The following is an 18,941-nucleotide window of genomic DNA, read 5'->3' as shown; positions in this document are numbered from 1 at the left end:
CCCCGGCGGCCGGGCGGTTTAGACCGCCACCACCGGATGGCGCAGCGTGCCGATGCCTTCCACGCAAGCCACCACCACGTCGCCCGGCCACAGCCATTCCTGCGGCTTGCGGCCCGCGCCTACGCCTTCCGGCGTGCCGGTGGCGATGATGTCGCCCGGTTCCAGCGTGATGCCTGCGCTGATGTCCGAGATCAGGAACGGCACCTTGAACAGCATGTGCCGGGTATTGGAGCCCTGCTTCTTCTCGCCGTTGACCGTCAGCCACAGATCCAACACCTGCGGATCCGGGATCTCATCGGCGGTGACGATGCAGGGGCCGAAGGGCGCGTAGGTGTCCTGGCCCTTGGAGTAGATCCACTGGCCGGCTCGTCGGCAATCGCGCGCGCTCATGTCCAGCATGACGCTGTAGCCGAACACGTAGGACAGCGCATCGGCTTCGGCCACGCGCGAGGCGCGCCGCCCCATGATCACGGCCAGCTCCACTTCCCAGTCCAGCTGCTGCGTGATCTTGGCGTTGTGCTCGATGGCGTCGCCCGGGCCGATGACGGTGGTGGGCGGCTTGGAGAAGATGACCGGCTGCTTGGGCAGGTCGGCCGAAGTATCCAGCGTGCGGCTGGACTCCGCCACGTGCTCCACGTAGTTCAGGCCGATGCCGAAGATGTTCTTGCGCGGGCGCGGAATCGGCGCCAGCAGCTTGACGTTTTCCTGCGGCAGCGCGCTGCCCACGGGCCAGTTGCCGCGATAGGCCTCCATCAGCTTGCTGGCCTGCGCCACGGCCACGGGGCCCAGGTCGATGAAGGCCAGCATGTCGTCGGGCAGGTCCACGCCGCCGGCGCGGCCCAGCAGGGCCAGGTCGATCACATAGCCTTCGGCCAGCGCGCCCAGGCGGGCAGCGGCGGCGGGATGGGCGCGAAAAGTTACCAAGCGCATAAGAACTCCATAAATTCAGGACGAGTTGAGTCAGGCGCGCGGACAGCGCCCGCGCGGCGGATAGAAATTCGGCAGGGATTTGGCGGCGCTAGATCAGCACTTGGTGGCCGTCGTTTTCCTTGACCGCTTCTTCGCGGTAGAGCGCCAGCGCGCGCATCACGGGCAGGTCGTTGAAGCTGAACAGGCAGGCGTCGTCGTTGGACGACAGGTTGACGTGTTCATGGATGGCCCATGAGGGCACGCAAAAGATGTCGCGTTCGGTCCAGTCATAGCGCTTGCCGTCGATGATGGAATAGCCGCTGCCCTTGGCCACCTGGTAGATGAAGCTGCCGGTGTGGCGATGGGCCTTGGTGTGCTCGCCGGGGCGCAGCAGCTGCATGCTGGCGCCGATGGTGGGCATGACCGGGCCGCCCGTGGCCGGGTTGACGTATTCGAGCAGGATGCCGTCGTAGGGGCTGCCGGCGGTGGTGCGCGCATAGCGGCGCAGCGCCTCGTAGGTGGGCTCCCATTCGTACTTGAAAAGCGGCGAATACGGCTTGGTCCAACCGGAGACCTGCGGCCTCAGCGCCGCGTTGGCCCAGGCGGCGGTGGTGTCGTCCACCGGATAGGTCACGGTCTGGTTCAGGTCGGGGTGCACGGCGTAGAAGCCCGCTTCCATCGCATTGACCAGCGGGATATCCAGGCCGTCCTGCCAGATGCAGGTGGTGCCGTCCTCGGCCACGCCATGCTCGTGCCAGGTGCCGTTGGGCGTCAGCACGAAATCGTTCGCGCCCAACGTCATCTTGTGGCCGTCCACCACGGTGAACGCGCCCCGCCCCTCCATGATGAAGCGCAGCGCCGAATGCGAATGCTTGTGGGCGGAAGCGAGTTCGCCCGGCTTCATGACCTGCAGGCCCGAATACAGCCAGCCCACGGCGGCGGCCACGTCGCGCCGGCCCGGATTGTTCAGGTAGATCACGCGCCGGCCCGCCTCTTCGGGTGAAACCAGCTCGGCCGAACGCAGTACGTGGCCGCGCAGGTCCTGGTAACGCCACACCACCGGCACCGAGACCGAGCGCGGCGCCCAGGGTTCGATCTTGTTCGCCACCGTCCACAGGGCGCCGGTCTCCAGGCGCGCCAGCTCCTGGTAGTAAGCGATGAGCTCGGGCGAGTCGGCCACATTGGCGCGGCCTATGGTGTCCTCGCGGTACGCGTCATAGCGGTTCGCTTCCATCCCTTGCCTCTTTTTATAAAAATTTAAATATTTTCGAAAATAATAGAGGCGAGTCGAAATTCGGGCAACGAGCGCGCGCTAGGGGTTTTCCCAGGCCGGTTGAAAATTATTGGCGCAGCGCCAAACAATACTGTACAAAAATACAGTACTCCGTGATACATTTCGCTCGCCCGAAAAACTGTCGTCCAGGAGAGTCCTGTGTCAGAAGCTGCTCATCTCGTCCAATACATCGTCGTCCCCTACCGCGCCGCCGCCAACGGCGTGGCTCCTGGCGAAATCCGCCCCGCCAGCAGCGAATTCGGAGCCATCCGGATCGCGAATTCCATGGCCTCGAAGTTCGCCGGCGTCGCCGCCTATGAGGTCCTCATCGACAAGGAAACCGGCGACATGGAATCGCCGCGCATTCTTGCCCAGATCGGAACCGTGCCCGCGCTGGACGATTGAAGGCGGAAGGGCCGCGCCCCGCAGGCGGCCCTTTGCCCTTCGCGCTCCTAGCTTAAGTCCACGTCTTGATGCAGAATTTGCGATGGGCTCGGCGTCCCGTTGCACGCCGCTTTTCTGCTTCCTCAATGGATAAACTTCGAATTGTCCTGGCGGACGACCATCCCCTCGTCCTGGTGGGCATACGCGATCTTCTGGACACGGTTCTTTACGTCGAGGTCACGGGAGCCGTCTCCAGCTCGACCGACCTCATCTCGCACCTGGAAAAAAACCACTCCAACGTGGTGATCACCGACTATTCCATGCCGGGCGACGACGCCTATGGCGATGGCATGCGCCTGATCAAATACCTGATACGGCGGCACCCCGACTTGCAGATAGTCGTGCTGACCATGGTATCCAATCCGATGATCATATCGGCGCTCTACGATGCCGGCGTCGCCGCCGTGGTCCTCAAGCGCGACAACCTGGCCGAGATCGTCACCGCGCTATCCATGCTGCGCCTCGGAAGAAAATACTATCCGCCCGGGTTCGGGCGCGACCACCTGGCGGGCGTCCAGCGCAACCCCATCGGCGATTGCATCAATAGCCTCTCGCCCAAGGAATTCGAGGTGCTCCGGCATTTCGTGCGCGGGGAAACGGTCACGTTGATCGCCGAAAACCTGAAACGCAGCGTCAAGACCATCAGCGGCCAGAAGGCTTCCGCCATGCGCAAGCTGAACGTGCAGACCGATCAGGAGCTGGTTGCCTTCTGCATGGAAAGCGGGTTGTTCCAATAGGCCCGGGGCCAGCCACGTCCCAGCTTCGCCCTGAGGCTATTTTTTAAGAATCGTCTGGTTTTTTGGGACGGACGCGACTCCTATCATCGTTGCATGATTGTCGCTCCCCGCCTCTTCCGGAAGCCGGGGCCCGCCGCGCCCGGCCTGCCCATGCTTCTACTGCACCTGTTTGCCGTAGCGCTGCTTGCGTGCATCCTGGTGGGTACGGCGCTCTCCCTGTACTGGTCGTTCAGCGACGAAGTCTCCAGGTACCGGCGCCGGATGAATGCCGCGGCCTACAACGCGCAGGTCTATTTCGACCAGCGCGAAGGGCTGCTCAGGTCGGTGGCCGGTTCGTCGGTGCGCAACACCGACCGCATGCCGTCCGCGCGCACCCCGAATACCTTTGGTGAAACCAGGCAGGTCAGCGTCACCCCGCTCCTGAAGCAAGACGACAGCTATGAATGGGCGCTAGTCCTGACGCCGCGCGACCGCGCCGACGTGGTCGCGGCCAATGCCCGCATCGTCTATGCCCCTGCGGAAGAACCCGTCTCGCAGCGCCTGCCGCTGGAAACCCGGCGTCCGCCGGCGCCCATCTCGCCCCGCACCGAACGCTGGCTGTCGGAAACCCTCGCCCTGCGCGACCCCAGCCCCGGCCCCGACGGCCGCGCGCCCATCGTCTGGCTGCGGCCTCCCATGGACGACGTGGACCGCTTCTTCCTCTATACCCCGCTCGACACCGCGGGCCGGGAGCGCAGCTGGATCGGCCTGGAGGTCGACGGCATCGCCGCGGTCATCGCGGCCGAATGCGCGAGCGACGGCGGCAGCTACGCGCTCTACGACAGCAACAGCCGGCTTGCCCTGCATGGCGGCCCGCTGCCAACGATGATCGCCCCCATGGCGTCGCGCCTGGGGCAGGATTCGTTCGGATTCCAGGGCGGCGCCTGGTTTCCCGAAAACCTGGTCCTGGTCAAATCGGTGGGCGAAGCTGGCTGGAAGCTTGCCTACTACGTGCCGCTGCGCGACGTCCTGCGCCATGGCTCGGCCTCGTTCTGGACGGCCGGCGCCATCTGCCTGCTCCTGATGGCCGTGGTGCTGCTGGCGGTCCGGCACATCAAGAAAAAGCTCGTCGAGCCGGCCTTGCAGCAGTACCAGGCCCTGGCGGACAGCGTCGCGCTCAACGACAAGATCATCGAGGTCGCGCCGGTAGGTCTCAGCCTGGTCCGCCGCGCCGACGGCGAAGTGATCATGTCCAACGAAGCCGCCCGCCATTTGCTCGACGAACATGGCGGCTGGCGCGACGATATCCGGCACGCCACCACCGCAACGGGCGGTCGCGAATATACGCTGCCGGGCGGGCGCAGCGTCTGCCTGACGTTCGCCGCCATGACCTACCAATCCGAAGACGTCGTACTCTGCGGCATCAGCGACATCACCAGCCAGAAGGAAATCGAGCGCACGCTGAGAAAGGCCAAGCTGGCGGCCGACAAGGCCAGCGAAGCCAAAACCATGTTCTTCGCCACGATCAGCCATGAAATCCGCACCCCGTTGTACGGCATCGTCGGCACGCTGGAGCTGCTGGCGCTGACGGGCCTGAGCGGCCAGCAGCAGCAATACCTGAACACCATCCAGCAATCCTCTTCGACCTTGCTGCGCACCATCAACGACACCCTGGACCTGTCGCGCATCGAAGCCGGGCGCCAGGAACTGGACATCGCGGAGTTCTCCCCTGCCGACGTCCTGGAACGCGTCGTCGCCAACTACGCCGCCCGGGCGCAAGGCAAGGGGCTGCTCATCTACGCCGTCACGGACATAGACGTGCCAGCCGCCGTCCTCGGAGACCCGACCCGCATCCTCCAGGTCCTGAACAACCTTGTCAGCAATGCGGTGAAATTCACCGAAGCCGGCCGCGTGGTGGTCCGCGCCTCCGCGGCGGAGCCAAGCCATGGCCGCATCTCGCTCCGGTTCCAGGTCGCGGACACCGGCGTGGGCATTCCCGCCTCGTCCCAGGCCCAACTCTTCGAACCCTATTTCCGCGCCCACGCCGGCCTGGAGCACGACATCTCCGGCACGGGCCTGGGCCTGGCGATCTGCAGGCGGCTGTCCGACCTCATGGGAGGCTCCCTCTCCGTCGTCAGCGAGGAAGGCCTGGGCACCAGCATCGTCTTCACCCTGACGCTCGATGCGCCGCCCTCGGCGGCGGCCGTCGCCTTGCGGCGGCGCCCGGTCTATGTCGACGGAGCTGTCCCCGAGGTCGTCGCCAACCTGTGCGCCTGGCTGAACCAATGGGGCGCGGTGGCCATGCCCTACCGCGGATACGCGGACACGCTCGAATGCGAGGACGCCGTGCTCGTGCAGGCCTGGCCTCCCGCGCCGCAGGAGCCCCGCTGGAAGCATGGCCGGGTGCGCGTGCTGGCGCCGGGCTCCGGCCACGAAACCCTCGTCGCCGCGGTGTCCAAGACCGGCATCGCAAGCACCTTCAATCCGGTCAGCATAGGCCGGGCCGTGCGCATGGCCCAGGATGGCATCGAACGGCCCGCGCTGGGCCAGGCCCACGTGCAGCGCATTTCGCTGGGTCTGCGCGTGATGGTGGTCGAGGACAACGTCATCAACCAGATCATCCTGCGCGAACAGCTCGAGCACCTCGGCTGCACGGCGACGATGGTCTCCAACGGCAACGAAGCCCTGAGGCACTGGAAGGCCCTGGACCACGATGTCGTCCTCACGGACCTCAACATGCCGATGATGGGCGGCTACGAGCTTACGCGCTCGCTGCGCAAGCTCGGCTACGCCGGCGCCATCCTTGGCCTGACCGCCAGCGCGGCGCCCGAAGCCGCCCGCCTGGGCCTGGACGCGGGCATGGACCGGGTGCTGCTCAAGCCCCTGCCCATCCTCGTCCTGGCGCAAACATTGCATGACCTAGCTGAGGATCTGAACTGAATATGTTGTCTGCCTACAAAGTGCTCGTTCTGGATGACCATGCTTTTCAGTGCGCACACCTGAAGGACATGCTGGAAGAGGCTGGATTCAGCCACGTGGACACCCTGCAAAGCGCGGGCGATGCCCTGCGGAGCATCCGGGACGACGGCTACAACCTCGTCGTTATGGACGTGAACATGCCCGTCATGGACGGCGCCCAGTTCATCCATGAGCTCGCCCGCCAGGACTTGACCCCCATGCTCGCCATCGTGACCGGCTGCTCCCGGCGCATGGCCAACAGCATCAGCCTGATGGCGAAGGAAAAAGGCCTTGCCGTGCTGGGCGCCTTCGTCAAGCCTGTTTCGCACGAGCAGATCGACAGCCTTGCCGCCGGCCTGCTGCGCAAAACTCCCGCCGGCGCCCACTTCAGCGCTCCCCGCACGGACTGTGCCAGCAGCCTGCTCGACAGGCACAGCCTGGAAAGCGCGCTGCGCGACGGCAGCATCCGGGCGTGGTTCCAGCCCAAGAAATCATTGTCGTCGGGGCAGATCGTGGGCGCCGAAGCCCTGGTGCGCTGGCAGCACCAGGAACTGGGGCTGATGATGCCCTCGTCGTTCCTGAAAACCCTGCGCGACTACGGCCTGGACCACGACCTGCTGATCCGCATGCTGGAAGACGGGCTGAAGGCCTATCGCACCTGGCGGGGCCAGGGGTATCGCATCCCCATTTCCATCAACCTTCCCACCTCCCTGCTCGACAGGCCGCAACTGCCGGACGAGCTCTACTATATGGTCACCAACTCCGGGCTTCCGGCCGAAGACGTGACGTTCGAGCTTCTGGAAGACGACATGACGGTCGGCGCCGGGCAATACTATATGGGCACCAGCCGCTTGCGGCTGAAGGGATTCGGATTGTCGCAAGACGATTTCGGCAAAGGCTACAGTACGATGTACAGCCTTATCTCAACCCCCTTCACGGAACTGAAAATAGATCGCGCGTTCGTCTGCGGCGCGGCGAAGGATGAAGTCAGGGCGGCGGCGCTGGTATCCTCCGTGCAGCTGGGCAGGCAGTTGGGCCTGCAAGTGACGGCGGAGGGCGTGGAAACCATGCAGGACCTGCAATTCGTGCGCCAGATCGGCTGCGATTATGCGCAGGGCTACCTGATTTCCGCCGCCGTCGACGTGTCGGCATTCAGCCGCTTGCTGGCCAACGAGCCCAACCCCTACTTTTCCACTTGCACTCCGCCCCACTAAACCCTAGCGCGAGATCGGCCCACATCATCTATGAAACTGGATACGCCGCTAAGAAAAGTGACGCGCGCTTCCCGCCGCTTGAATACCGCGCTGTTCGGCATCCTGCCGCTCGTGATAGTGCTGGCCGGCGCCCTGTACTGGGGCGGCCAGCGCATCCTGCAGGAAGAAGAAGACAAATTCCGCATCGATTTCTCGATTCTCGTCGGCTACATCAACGCGCAGGAGCGCATGCTGCGCGTCCTGCACACGCAGACGAGGCGGCCCGACTCCCATGATCTGGTGTCTTCCACCAGCGTCAGCGAGGCCGCCGGGTTCGATCCTCCAGCGTGGCGCTTCTTCGAAGGCCAGCACGCGCTGGCGTCCATGCCGTTCTCGCTGCTTTGCCAACGGCCGGACGCCTGCCCCGTCAGCAATGGCGTTTTCCAAGGCATCGGGCCCTACCTGTCCGACTTCTACTCCAGCCACTGGGCCGCGTCGTATTTCCCCGCGGCGCCGGTGTTCGTCATCTCGCCCAGCCAGGGGGTGAGCCTCAGCGTCCCCGCAGTGGCCACGGACTCGGGCTACGAGCCTCTCACGCGCCGCGCCTTCATGACCGTGGTCGACGCGGTCATGGCCAAGGCGGGCGGCGCGGACCCGGACGAATCGCGGCTCGATACGCCGGGCCGGATCGAATGGATCCAGGACCCGGAGCTGCCCAATGCCATGATAGGCATGATGCCCAGCAGCCTGCCCCTGGGCCTGGCGAACGAGGCGCCGGAAACCCGGCGCAACGTCTACGCCGCGACCCTGCTCAACAGGGATCGCATCAACATTTCCGAAAGAGTCCTGAACGAGCCCCTGTACGACGAGTTCTGGCTGGCCCGGCAAGGCAGCGGCTTGCTGATCGGCAAGACCCCGCCGCCCCTGCCCGAGGGCGACGGCCTGCACTACTTCTCCGACGGCCTCGTCCTCAAGATCACCGATAGATCCGGAACCTGGACGGGCTACTACAAGCTGACGTACGGCAGCTTCTTCGGCGCCAACATGTGGCTGCCCGTCGGCGCCCTGCTGCTGCTCATCCTGGGCCTGGCCCTGAGCGCAGCCTACCTGCGCTGGTACAACCGGCGGGTCCTCCAGCCCGCCGAGGCGGCGCATCGCGAGATCGTCGAAAACGAGGAATTCAACCGCGCGGTGCTGGGCACGGCCCCCGTCGCGCTCTGCGTGCTGTCCCGCCCCGACGGAAAAGTAGTGTTCAGCAACGCGCTGGCCTCCCAATGGCTGGGCATCGAGCCGGGCGGCGAACTGCACAACTCGCCCGACGCCAACCAGTTGCTGCGCCAGGCGCTGGGATCCGGCGCGGCCGGCACCATCGAGACCTTTCTCGCCTACGACGGCCGACCGCTGTTCGTCACCTTCGCGCCTACCCGCTACAAAAAGCAGGACGTGGTGCTGTGCGCCTTCGCCGATATCAGCGCGCGCGCCGAAATGGAGCGCACCCTGGCCCTGGCCAAGGAGCAGGCCGACAAGGCCAGCGAGGCGAAATCCACTTTCCTGGCCACGATGAGCCACGAGATCCGCACCCCGTTGTACGGCGTGCTCGGCACGCTGGAGGTGCTGGCCATGACGCCTCTGAGCGAAGAGCAGCGGCGTCACGTCGACCGCATACAGACTTCCTCCGTGATCCTCCAGCAACTGATCAGCGACATCCTCGACATCACCAAGATCGAGTCCGGCCAGCTGGCCCTGGAAATCGACACCTTCGACCCGCGCGAACTCTTCCAGGGCACGGTGGCGTCCTATGCCAGCATGGCCGAACAGAAAGACCTGATCATCTACAGCTGTGTCGACACGGCGGTGCCGGAATGCGTGAAAGGCGACGGCGGTCGGATACGCCAGATCCTCAGCAACCTCCTGAGCAATGCCATCAAGTTCACGGAATCCGGCCACGTCATTGCCCGGCTGCGGGCCGAGGAGATTCCCGGCGGCAAGGCACGGCTCGGCCTGCAGGTGGTCGATAGCGGCGTGGGCATCGGCCCCGCAGAGCAGGTCCGCCTGTTCGAACCCTTCTACCAGATCGACAGCGGCTCTCACACCATCCGGGGGGCCGGCATCGGTCTGTCCATCTGCGCCAAATTGGCGGAGCTCATGGGCAGCACGATCAATGTCACCAGCGAGCCGGGGCTGGGAAGCAGCTTTTCGGTAGAGATCGAACTGGAAAAAGCGGAGCCGCCCGCCTCCAACCCGCCCCAACTGCAAGGCCTCAACGTGCACGTGCGCAGCCCGCGCAAGGAATTGAGCGAGAACATCTGCCAATGGCTGACGGGCTGGGGAGCCCACACGACGATCGTGCCGGCCGATGCCTACCCTGACGGCGGCCTGGACGGCGTGCTTGTCGACGTGCTCCTGACCAGCCATGCCAGGCCCGCGGAGTGGGCCGGTCCGCTCATCGTCGCGGGCGGCGCGGATACGCTGGGCAAGCATCGCCCGCAAGCGGACCGGCATTCTATGCTGGGCATCGGCCAGGCCATCGAGCGCCTGATGTCCGGCGCCGCCGAAGAGCCGCAGGATTCCGGCCCGGCGGCCTACACGCCCCTGAACCTGCGCGTACTGGTGGCCGAGGACAACCCCATCAACCAGGTCACCATCCGCGATCAGCTCGAACAGCTGGGCTGCCGGGTTGTGATCGCTCCGGACGGCGCCGAGGCGCTCGCCATGTGGAGCATCGAGCCCTTCGATCTGGTGCTGACCGACGTGAACATGCCGCGCATGAACGGCTACGATCTCGCTGGCACGCTGCGCTCGCGAGGCGTTACCGTGCCCATCATCGGCGTGACGGCCAATGCCATGAAGGAAGAGGAAACGCGCTGCATGGCCGCCGGCATGAACAGCTGGCTGGTCAAGCCGATAGAACTCCGCTCTCTATGGCGCCGCCTGCGTCCCCACGCCGATGCGCAGGCCCAGCCCGCCGCCTCTCCGCAGGCGGCCGAAGCGGCCGAGACGTCCCCTGCCGCCCCCGGCAAGGCGCCCTCCATCCCCGCCAGGTATCGCGCGATTTTCCTGGAAACCATGAACCAGGACCTGGACAAGCTGGAAAAGGCGGCCGGCGAAGCAAGCGAACGCGACCTGCGCGCCGTGCTGCACCGCATGCGCGGCGGCCTGGCCGCGGTAGAGCTCACCGAGCTGCAGAACCAGTCCGAGCGCGTGGAGAACCAGTTGCGCAATGACGGCCTCAGCGCCGCGGCCCAACAGAGCCTGGCGGCGCTGATCGCGGACATGAAAGCCATGCTGGCGGCGGTGTGACTCCGCGCGCCGTCATGCCTGGCCCCAGATTGAGAATATTCCCATAGAAGGGCAAGCCCACGGTTACTAGAATTTTCATTTCCCACGTGCTCAGCCTCCTGTATCGCATGCGTGCCGCGGTCGCGGCATCATCCATAACCGATCGGTTGCTGGCAGATGCGATCAATGGAATCCCTAGTGCACCACTATGCCGCCACGGCGGAGTCCCCGGCAGGCCCTGCCATGGAAGGGCTGAGCTTCCAACCGATATTCTCCGCCGACGGCCTGGTGCTCGAGTACGCTGTCGCCAGCCCCCGCCATGCGTGGCGGCGCCACATACCCGGCCGGCCTGCGCGCCTCGCCCGTGAAGCCTTTGCGTTCTTTCGCTCTTTCCACGAGCACATACCCTTTACGCTGGACTGCGGCGGCGACCTTTCCAGCATAAGCTGGTCCGCGGCGGAGCTGTGCGCGTCAAGCGGCCTGGCCCTGGACGGAACCGAACTGCTCGCCAACCCCAACCCGGCGCAGGAAGAACGCTTCGGCGCCAATGCCGCGTACCCCGCAAGGCTCGTCACCTTCCATGCACCGCTGGTTTCCCATCTGCATGCGCGGTCGCACCTGTTCTCCTGCTACGCTGAATTCAATATCGGCTTGCGCATCAGGCTGACCCCCACCATGGCCCGGGGCGGGCCAAGCGCGCACGGCGCCTTGCAGGTCACGGGCCTGCACGTCAAGGCTCCCCCTGATTTTTCCGAATTCTCTTCCTTGCGCAGCCGGTTCATCGAGCTGGTGCAACGCGCCGAAGTCGCCAAGCTTCCCCTGCTGGTTTCCAACGTGAACCATGCTCACGATCTGCACTGGATGCGCTTGTTTCCAGACCTGCGCATCCTGGGCAGCGTGCTGTCTCCGCCGATGGGCTCAAGCAGCCTGAAGGCCCTGCTCACCCTCGGCGGAGACAACTGGCGCACGTTCCGGGTCGGCGCCCGCTATCCCTAGCGGGGCCGCCGCAAAGGGCCGCTACCAGCTGTAGCGCACGTTCAACATGCCGCCGTAGCCGCGCTGGCTATCATTGCCTGCCTGGCCAAAAACGTGGCCCGACACCTGCACTGCCTTGCCGACCTGGCCCTCCGCGCCCAGCTTGAGCTCCAGCGCATTACGCGACGGCACCGCGTCCAGCGTGCTGTTTCCCATACGGACCGACGCATCTCCATTGCCGTGCAGCCAGTTGGTTTCCAGGAACGGGCGCACCGCGGGCGCCGCCTCTCCGGGCTTCGCGCCTGGAGTCAGGCGCACCCCCACCCGCGTGGTCCAGGCGTTGTCGCTGCCGCTGCGCATGCGCGTGCCCTGGAGCGTGGCGTCGTTCGCGTCATAGCGGCTGTAGACCACTTGCGCGTTGGGCACCACCACCAGGCCGCCCAGGGCGGAGTCCTTGGGGAAGGGAGCCAGCGCATAGCCCGATTCCAGCGACGCCGACCACACATCGGAGTGATAGCGCGTGGAGCCCAGTTCGCTGCTCACCTGATTGGAATAGCGCCCGTACTGCAACCACGTATCCGCGTAAGCGCCCAGACGGCTCGCGTCATCCTGATACACCGTCGCGTACAGGCCCACCGAGTAGCCCGACACCTTTCCGCGCGCCCGGGCGTGCGTCTTGGCGCCTGAACCCGGCAGCATCAGCGTGGACATGGACCGGGTGCGCGCTTCGCCATAACCCGCCATGAAACCCGCGTACGCGGCGCCGCCCTGCCCGAGAGGCGCCCGCAGCAGATCGCCGCCCAGCTGCAGGATGCCGCTGTCGGTATCGATGTCGACCTGGCCCTGCCGCATGCTCATCCCGCCATCGTGACGGCCTTGTGCCCGCGCCCAGACGCCGCGGCCGTCGGACGTCCCATCGGGCGCGCCGCGATAGGCCGATGCGCGGTCGCGCAGGCTATGCGTGAACAGGCGGGTGCTGGCGCGCTGGTTGCCCAGGTAGGCGCCGCTTTCCGGCGATACGTTCTGAAAAGCGGGCGCCACCGGCGGAGGCAGGATTTCCGGCGGAGCGATGGGGCCGACCGGCGGCGTGACGGGAGGCGTGACGGGAGGGGTCACCGGAGGCTCCACGGGAGGTTTTACAGGCGGCTCCACGGGTGGCGTGTATTCCGACGTCAGGTACCAGTCGGGTTCCGCTCCGCCGTTGCCGCCGCGCACCAGGCTGTAGTCGTAGCCGTTCAAGGCCAGGGTGGCGGAGCTGGAGCGGTAGCCGGTCGACCCCGCGTCCAGCCGGAACGAGTCCGACGCCGTGGTGCCGCCATTGATAGTCTCGACCACGCGGATGCCCTGCTGGGTCTGTCCGCCCGTTCCGCCCGCGTTCAGTATGCGCAGCGCGGTGTTGCCGGAGGCCGTACCGCCGTCGATCACGAGCCGGTCCGTGGGCGAGCTGTCGTCTCCCAGGCGCGTGTTCAGCACCAGCGTTCCTCCGCCCGCGTAGTTGTTGACGGTCAGCGTCTTGAAGGCGCCGCCCGCCGGCGCGGAGAAAGCCACGGTGCCGGCGTTGTTCAGCGTGCCCAGCGACGAATCTCCACGGACGTTCCAGAAGCTGGAGCCATCCAGCGACAGGCTGTTGACCCGGCCGGCGTCGCGTTCGAGCGAGGCGCCCGTCAGTACTGAACCGTTCTTCAGGGAGATGTCGGCGATGCCGCTTTCCATGACGATATCGCCCGTCAGCACGGAGTTGGTGGCATCCAGCTTGACCTGCTCGGTCTCGATGACGGTCGAAACGCCGCCGCTGGTGATGGTGACGGCGCGCCCATGCAGCAGCATGCCGCCCTCCTCCATGCCGCCCGCGCGCGCGGTGACGCCCGAATCCTCGATCGTGAACGTATGGCCGCCGCCGCTGGCCAGCAAGCCGGCCCCGTCCTGGGTGCTGATTTGCGTACCGTTCTTCAGCGTGACCGCGTTGTCGACCCCCGTGCTGGTGGTGTAGCTCCAGATGCCGCGCGCATTGGCGCCGGAAACAGAAATGCGGGTGCTGTCCAGCGTGACTTCGGCGCGGTTGCTCATGGACAAGCCGGTGGCGGAAGCGCCTTCGGTGGTCACGGAAGTATTGAGCGTGGACAGCCAGGCGCCGTTGCCGCTGGCGAACAGGCCATAGGCTCCTTCGCCATGCGTCGTAACGGAAGAGCCATCCAGCGATATTCCGGCGCCGGAGGCCCTGACCAGCGCGCCTACCGCGCTATTGCCGAACGTCTCGATCCTGACGTTCCTGCCCGTGACCGTGGCAGTGCTGCCATACTCCCGCGACGCATAGAGCGCATGACCATTGCCGCGCTGCGTCGTCACGGAGCCGTCCTCCAGGATTACCGTTCCCGCGCGTGTGTCGATGCCCAGATTGGATGCCGCGATGTCGAAGCGCCGCGCCGTCAGGGAGGTGCCGACGGCGGGCAGCCAGACGCCGGTGCCACCGGTGGTGCCGGCGGCGGAAACCGAAACGTTTTCGAGCGTGGCCGAAGTGCCCTCGCCATTGATATTGATGCCATAGACGTAGCCGCCAGTGGCGGAGAGCGTGGCGTTGCGGATGGTCGCAGTGGCTGCCGGCGCGCCATAGAACCCGCTGAGCATGACGGCATATCCGCCCGTGGTGCGCAGCGCTCCTCCGTCCATTTCGAAGCGCCCGCCATCCATCTGCACGCCCATGCCGGACCCGACATCGACCTCGGTGTCGCGAATCGAAATGAGCGATCCCGCGCCGCTGGTGTACAAACCGTGTCCATAGCCGCTGGGATTGGTCTTGATCTTCACGTTTTCCAGCGTGACCGTGCTGTTCTTGCCCGCATGGACGCCGTGCGTGTTCAGACCGGTCGTGGTGATGCCCAGGTTCCTGGCCGCGACGCTGGCGCTCGCGCCCTCGGCGGCAAGCCCGTAGGCGCCATGGGCGGCCGTTGCGATGGTTCCTCCGTCCAGGATGACCTTGCCGCCATTCTCTGCATAGGCGCCGTAGGAGTATCCGCCCTGCGTCGAAATCTCGGCGTCTGTGGCCTCGATCACGCTGCCCGCGCCCTGCGCGTGCAGCGCGTGGGCATACTGGCCGGTGCCCAGGGTCTTGATGACGCTCTTGGTCAGCGTGATGGATCCCCCCGACTTCGCCCGCGCGCCCACGGTGTTCTTCGATGCCGAACCGGCCGTGATCGTGATCTGGCCGCCGCTCACGGTGTTGCCGGCGCCGGAGACGTCAATCGCCGCGCCGGTGTCGGCGTAGGTGACGGTATCGCCGGGATCCAGCGTGACGTGGGTCGCGCCGGCGGGGTCTGAAACAAGGACCTGGCCCCGCTCCGCCGCCCAGAGCGCCGAAGGCAGGGCAGCAGCGAGCAGGCCCATCATGATGGGGCTGAGCTTGATTTGCATGGAGGGTTTCCTTGGCTCCCATCCGAGCCGGGCCCATACAAATCCAGGACAACCTGAAGTGGACTATTTACGCACCGGATGGTAGCAGTACGTTGCAATAGCCTTCATGGTGCTGGCCGCGTAGGACGTAAACCATAGGAATATTCTTAAAAAGATTCATGGGTGCCCGTCGCCCAGCCGCTTTTCTATTTGCGCGACGGCCTGCGCGATGCAGCCCGCCACGGTGGCCGCGCGCGCATCGTCCAGGCGCGCCTTGAGGGTGGCTACGCTGATGGCGGCGATGGCTTCCCCGTCTTGCCTGCATATCGGCACGGCGACGGAACGCACCTCGGGTATCTCCAGCACATCCTTGAGGGCGTAGCCGCGCGCGCGCGACGCCGCAATGTCGCGCAGCAGGTCCGCGGTGTTGTAGCGTGGGAAGTTCGCTTTGACGCGATCGGCGTTGGCGCTGCATATGCGCTGGATTTCGGCCTCGGGCAGCGTCGACAGTATTGCCAGGCTGCCCCCGCCCACGTTCAACGGCCTCCGCCGGCCTATGTCCAGGACGAACGCCTTGATCGGAAAGCCGCCTTCGGCCCGATCGATGCATAAGCCATCGAACCCCGAGCGTATCGTCAGGAATACCGTGTCGCCGGTCTGCTCCGCAATCGCCTGGAGATGAGGCAGGCAGATGTCGCGCAACGCAACCCTGGGGGCCGCGACCAGCCCCATTTCATACATGGCCGGCCCCAGGTAATAGCGCTTGTTCGCATTGTCCTGCCGGACCATCTGTTCGGCGATGAGCCCCTGCAGGATGCGGTGGGCCGTGGGCTTTTCTATGGCGCTCGAAGCGTGCAGGTCCGTCAAGCGCATTCCCAGGCGGTTGTTCGCCGTGATCAGGCGCAACAGCGCGGCTGCCCGCTGCAGGACCTGGGTACCACTATTGGCGCCGCGCTCGGTGTGGTTCGACATTTTTCACTATATGGACCTTATGGCCGAGCAATTATGCGACCTATCCGCTCGTATTGGGTAGAGTAAATGCTTAGCCAGTCCAAAGTAGTCCAAATTATGGACTACTGCGATATATGCCGCCGCGCCTTTCTTCGTGGGGCCTGTACGCGGAGCGAATGACGAAGACGCCTCGGCCCGATACCGGCCGAAGGCTTGGACACCAGGAAAGATCTGCATGACGCCTTCTGAACAGATTGGGGCATTCGCCGCGGCATTTGACGCCGAAGCCCTGACCCCGGCGCTGCGCCATGATTGCGCGCGCTCCCTCTTGGATACCTATGCGGTGGGCGTTGCCGGCAAGAACGAACCCGCTTCTGTGCGCGCCCTGGCCTATCTCGCAACGCTGGGCGCCGGCAGCGGCGCGTCGTTGTGGGGGTGCGCCGGACGCGCCGCGCCGGAAGCGGCGGCGTTCTACAACGGCGTAGCCGCCCATGTGCTCGATTACGACGACGTGACCTCGCCGTTGCGAGGCCATCCCAGCGTGGTCCTGTGGCCGGCGCTGACCGCCTTGGCGCAGGCCGACGGCATCGCCATGGGGCGGCTGCAATCCGCCTATGTGGTGGGCTTCGAGGTGATGTGCAAGCTGGCCAAGGCCGCCGCCGTCGACGCCTACGCAAAAGGCTGGCACGTCACCGCCAGCATCGGCATCATCGGCGCGGCGGCCGCGTGCGCCCATCTGCTGGCGCTGGACGCGGAACAGACCGCGCACGCCATCGGCATCGCGGTCGCCCAGGCGGCCGGCACGCGCGCGAATTTCGGCTCGGACGCGAAGTCGTTCCAGGCCGGCCATGCCAACGCAGCGGCGATACGCGCCGCCCGGCTGGCGCAGGCGGGCTTCACCTCGTCGCCCGACGCCATGGACGCCCAGCAAGGCTACGCCGCGCTCTACGGGCAAGGGCAGAATCTCTCGGCGGCGCTGGCGGCGCTGGGCGAGGCCCCGCTGGAACTGGCCTCGAGCGGATTGGAAGTCAAGAAATATCCCTTGTGCTATGCGACCCACAGGGCCCTGGACGGCCTGCTGGACCTGCATGCCGAGCTTGGCATCGCGCTGCCGGAGGTGGAGCGCGTGGAAATCGAAACCAGCCCCGGCGCGCTGGTTCCGCTTATCCATCACCGGCCGACGACGGGGCTGCAGGGCAAGTTCAGCCTGGAATACGCGGTTGCCGCCGCGCTGCTGGATGGCCATATCGGCCTGGCCACCTTCACGGACGAGAGCGTGCAGCGCCCGGCGATCCAGGAGTTCCTGCCCCATGTGCAAGGACGCAGCACGCAAGGCGACTCGATCCTTCCGCGCTGGGCGCTGGTGCGCCTGCATACCCGCGACGGCAAGCGTATCGAGCGCAAGGTCGACGCATTGCGCGGCTCGGCGGCCCTGCCCCTGACGGACGAGGCGCTCATGGCCAAGGCCACGGACTGCTACGGCTGGGCCGGCATGCAGGCAGATGTGGCCGCGCAGCTGGCGATCGCCTCGGGCCCGCAGGCTCGGATCGAGGATTTTCTCTCGATCGGACGCCAGGAAGACCAAATTCAAGCATGAGGCATGGAGCTAGGAACAGATATGGATTTCACGTTGCCCGACACCACCCGGATGATTCAAGACACGGTCCGGAACTTTACCCAGCGCGAACTCATCCCGCATGAGGCCCTGATCATCCGGCGCGAAGCCGAGCGCGGCATGGGAGACGATCCGTTGATTCCGCCCGAGCTGGAAGCCACGCTTCAGCAAAAGGCGCGCGAGGTGGGCCTGTGGGGCATAGACGTGCCCGAGGAATTCGGCGGCCAGGAATTCGGCATGCTGGCGAAGTGCGTGGTGATCGAACAGCTCAAGCATTCGATCGTGCCTTTCGTTCCGCCCCCCGACAGCCCCAATCTCCATCTGTTGAAAGCGCTGTGCAAAGGGCCGCAGATCGACAAGTACCTGCTGCCTTACGCCAACGGCGAGAAAAAGAGCTGCATCGCGCTGTCGGAGGCCGGCGCCGGCTCCGATGCGGCCAACATCAAGATGCGGGCAGAGCGGAAGAATGGGAAATGGGTGCTCAATGGCGCCAAGATGTGGATCAGCCATGCCCGCCGCGCCGATTTCATGATCGTCGTGGCGGTCACGGATCCCAAGCTCGGATCGCGGGGCGGCATGACGGCATTCCTGGTCGACAAAGGGACTCCCGGCGTAAGCATCCCCGTTTCCTATCCCATGATCGGCGAATTCCATCCTTATCAGGTGTTCTTCGATGAGGTGGAGCTGGAAGACAGCCAGGTCCTGGGTGAAGTGGGGAACATATTCGTGCCGCTCACCAACCGGCTGGGCATACGCCGCCTGGATATCGCTTCGCGTTGCGTGGGGCTGGCCAGCCGGTGCCTGGAAATGATGATCGAACAGGCCAACACGCGCCAGACTTTCGGATCTCCCCTTGCGGACAAGCAGGCGATCCAATGGTGGATTTCCGACACCTACCAGGAAATCGAAATGGTCCGCCTGCTGATCCATCGGCTCGCCTGGAAGATCGACCAGGGCGTGGCCGACTTCCGGCGCGACGGCTCCATGGTCAAGGTGCAGGCCACCGAGCTGATCCAGCGCGTGGCCGACCGGGCCATCCAGCTTTTCGGCGGCATGGGCCTGTCCAAGGAACTGCCGCTGGAATACATCGCCCGCATGTGCCGGGTGTTGCGCATCGTCGAGGGGCCCAGCGAAGTGCATCGCTGGGTGATTGCGCGGGACCTGCTGCGCAACGGCCTTCCACAACAATAAAACGGGCCCCTCGCCTGGTGGCTTTTTTGTGGCCTTCCGCGGCGGAGGCA

Annotated in this window: 12 protein-coding genes; 8 read left to right on the top strand and 4 right to left on the bottom strand. The window is 65.5% G+C overall.

Annotation, left to right across the window (positions count from 1 at the left end):
• Window positions 1-18: 18 nt before the first annotated feature.
• Both JL37_RS13380 and JL37_RS13375 read right to left on the bottom strand, forming a co-directional pair.
• Window positions 19-930, bottom strand: a complete 912-nt coding sequence (locus tag JL37_RS13380; protein ID WP_043544625.1) for a fumarylacetoacetate hydrolase family protein — start codon at window positions 928-930, stop codon at window positions 19-21.
• Between the two features lie 88 nt (window positions 931-1,018).
• On the bottom strand, window positions 1,019-2,143 hold the full coding sequence (locus tag JL37_RS13375) for a cupin domain-containing protein (RefSeq protein ID WP_043544624.1): 1,125 nt from the start codon (window positions 2,141-2,143) through the stop codon (window positions 1,019-1,021).
• Window positions 2,144-2,341: 198 nt separating this feature from the next.
• On the opposite strand from JL37_RS13375, the gene JL37_RS13370 reads away from it, so the two are divergent.
• The 6 genes from JL37_RS13370 (at window position 2,342) to JL37_RS29730 (ending at window position 11,768) form a co-directional block, all read left to right on the top strand.
• Window positions 2,342-2,587, top strand: coding sequence for a hypothetical protein (locus JL37_RS13370; RefSeq protein WP_043544623.1), 246 nt, complete (start codon window positions 2,342-2,344; stop codon window positions 2,585-2,587).
• A gap of 125 nt (window positions 2,588-2,712) precedes the next feature.
• Window positions 2,713-3,363: a response regulator gene (locus JL37_RS13365; RefSeq protein ID WP_043544622.1), complete on the top strand. Its 651-nt coding sequence runs from the start codon at window positions 2,713-2,715 to the stop codon at window positions 3,361-3,363.
• Window positions 3,364-3,513: 150 nt separating this feature from the next.
• Complete coding sequence (locus JL37_RS13360) at window positions 3,514-6,282, top strand: ATP-binding protein (RefSeq protein ID WP_043544957.1); 2,769 nt, start codon at window positions 3,514-3,516, stop codon at window positions 6,280-6,282.
• Between the two features lie 2 nt (window positions 6,283-6,284).
• Window positions 6,285-7,514, top strand: a complete 1,230-nt coding sequence (locus JL37_RS13355; protein WP_043544621.1) for an EAL domain-containing protein — start codon at window positions 6,285-6,287, stop codon at window positions 7,512-7,514.
• A 57-nt stretch (window positions 7,515-7,571) separates the two neighbouring features.
• Window positions 7,572-10,793, top strand: a complete 3,222-nt coding sequence (locus tag JL37_RS13350) for a hybrid sensor histidine kinase/response regulator (protein ID WP_231570340.1) — start codon at window positions 7,572-7,574, stop codon at window positions 10,791-10,793.
• Window positions 10,794-10,958: 165 nt separating this feature from the next.
• Window positions 10,959-11,768, top strand: coding sequence for a hypothetical protein (locus JL37_RS29730; RefSeq protein ID WP_156124303.1), 810 nt, complete (start codon window positions 10,959-10,961; stop codon window positions 11,766-11,768).
• 21 nt (window positions 11,769-11,789) lie between these two features.
• On the opposite strand, the gene JL37_RS13340 is transcribed toward JL37_RS29730, so the two are convergent.
• Window positions 11,790-15,155, bottom strand: a complete 3,366-nt coding sequence (locus tag JL37_RS13340) for an autotransporter outer membrane beta-barrel domain-containing protein (RefSeq protein ID WP_052097177.1) — start codon at window positions 15,153-15,155, stop codon at window positions 11,790-11,792.
• A gap of 156 nt (window positions 15,156-15,311) precedes the next feature.
• The gene (locus JL37_RS13335) at window positions 15,312-16,106 is read right to left on the bottom strand and encodes an IclR family transcriptional regulator (RefSeq protein WP_043544619.1); all 795 of its coding nucleotides are present in this window, start codon (window positions 16,104-16,106) and stop codon (window positions 15,312-15,314) included.
• A 214-nt stretch (window positions 16,107-16,320) separates the two neighbouring features.
• Here JL37_RS13335 and JL37_RS13330 point away from each other — a divergent pair, with 214 nt between their 5' ends.
• Both JL37_RS13330 and JL37_RS13325 read left to right on the top strand, forming a co-directional pair.
• Window positions 16,321-17,682 (top strand): MmgE/PrpD family protein, encoded by a 1,362-nt coding sequence (locus JL37_RS13330; protein WP_052097174.1) that lies wholly within the window; start codon window positions 16,321-16,323, stop codon window positions 17,680-17,682.
• 21 nt (window positions 17,683-17,703) lie between these two features.
• Window positions 17,704-18,891: an acyl-CoA dehydrogenase family protein gene (locus tag JL37_RS13325; RefSeq protein ID WP_043544618.1), complete on the top strand. Its 1,188-nt coding sequence runs from the start codon at window positions 17,704-17,706 to the stop codon at window positions 18,889-18,891.
• The last annotated feature ends 50 nt before the right edge of the window (window positions 18,892-18,941 follow it).

The organism is Achromobacter sp. RTa (assembly GCF_000757485.1).
Lineage (GTDB): Bacteria > Pseudomonadota > Gammaproteobacteria > Burkholderiales > Burkholderiaceae_B > Achromobacter.
This window is presented reverse-complemented; position numbering and strand designations above follow the sequence as displayed.

Coding starts and splice junctions, on each gene's coding strand:
- JL37_RS13380 (WP_043544625.1), bottom strand. CDS start 930: ATGCGCTTGGTAACTTTTCGCGCCCATCCCGCCGCCGCTGCCCGCCTG.
- JL37_RS13375 (WP_043544624.1), bottom strand. CDS start 2,143: ATGGAAGCGAACCGCTATGACGCGTACCGCGAGGACACCATAGGCCGC.
- JL37_RS13365 (WP_043544622.1), top strand. CDS start 2,713: ATGGATAAACTTCGAATTGTCCTGGCGGACGACCATCCCCTCGTCCTG.
- JL37_RS13360 (WP_043544957.1), top strand. CDS start 3,514: ATGCTTCTACTGCACCTGTTTGCCGTAGCGCTGCTTGCGTGCATCCTG.
- JL37_RS13355 (WP_043544621.1), top strand. CDS start 6,285: ATGTTGTCTGCCTACAAAGTGCTCGTTCTGGATGACCATGCTTTTCAG.
- JL37_RS29730 (WP_156124303.1), top strand. CDS start 10,959: ATGGAATCCCTAGTGCACCACTATGCCGCCACGGCGGAGTCCCCGGCA.
- JL37_RS13340 (WP_052097177.1), bottom strand. CDS start 15,155: ATGCAAATCAAGCTCAGCCCCATCATGATGGGCCTGCTCGCTGCTGCC.
- JL37_RS13335 (WP_043544619.1), bottom strand. CDS start 16,106: ATGTCGAACCACACCGAGCGCGGCGCCAATAGTGGTACCCAGGTCCTG.
- JL37_RS13330 (WP_052097174.1), top strand. CDS start 16,321: ATGACGCCTTCTGAACAGATTGGGGCATTCGCCGCGGCATTTGACGCC.
- JL37_RS13325 (WP_043544618.1), top strand. CDS start 17,704: ATGGATTTCACGTTGCCCGACACCACCCGGATGATTCAAGACACGGTC.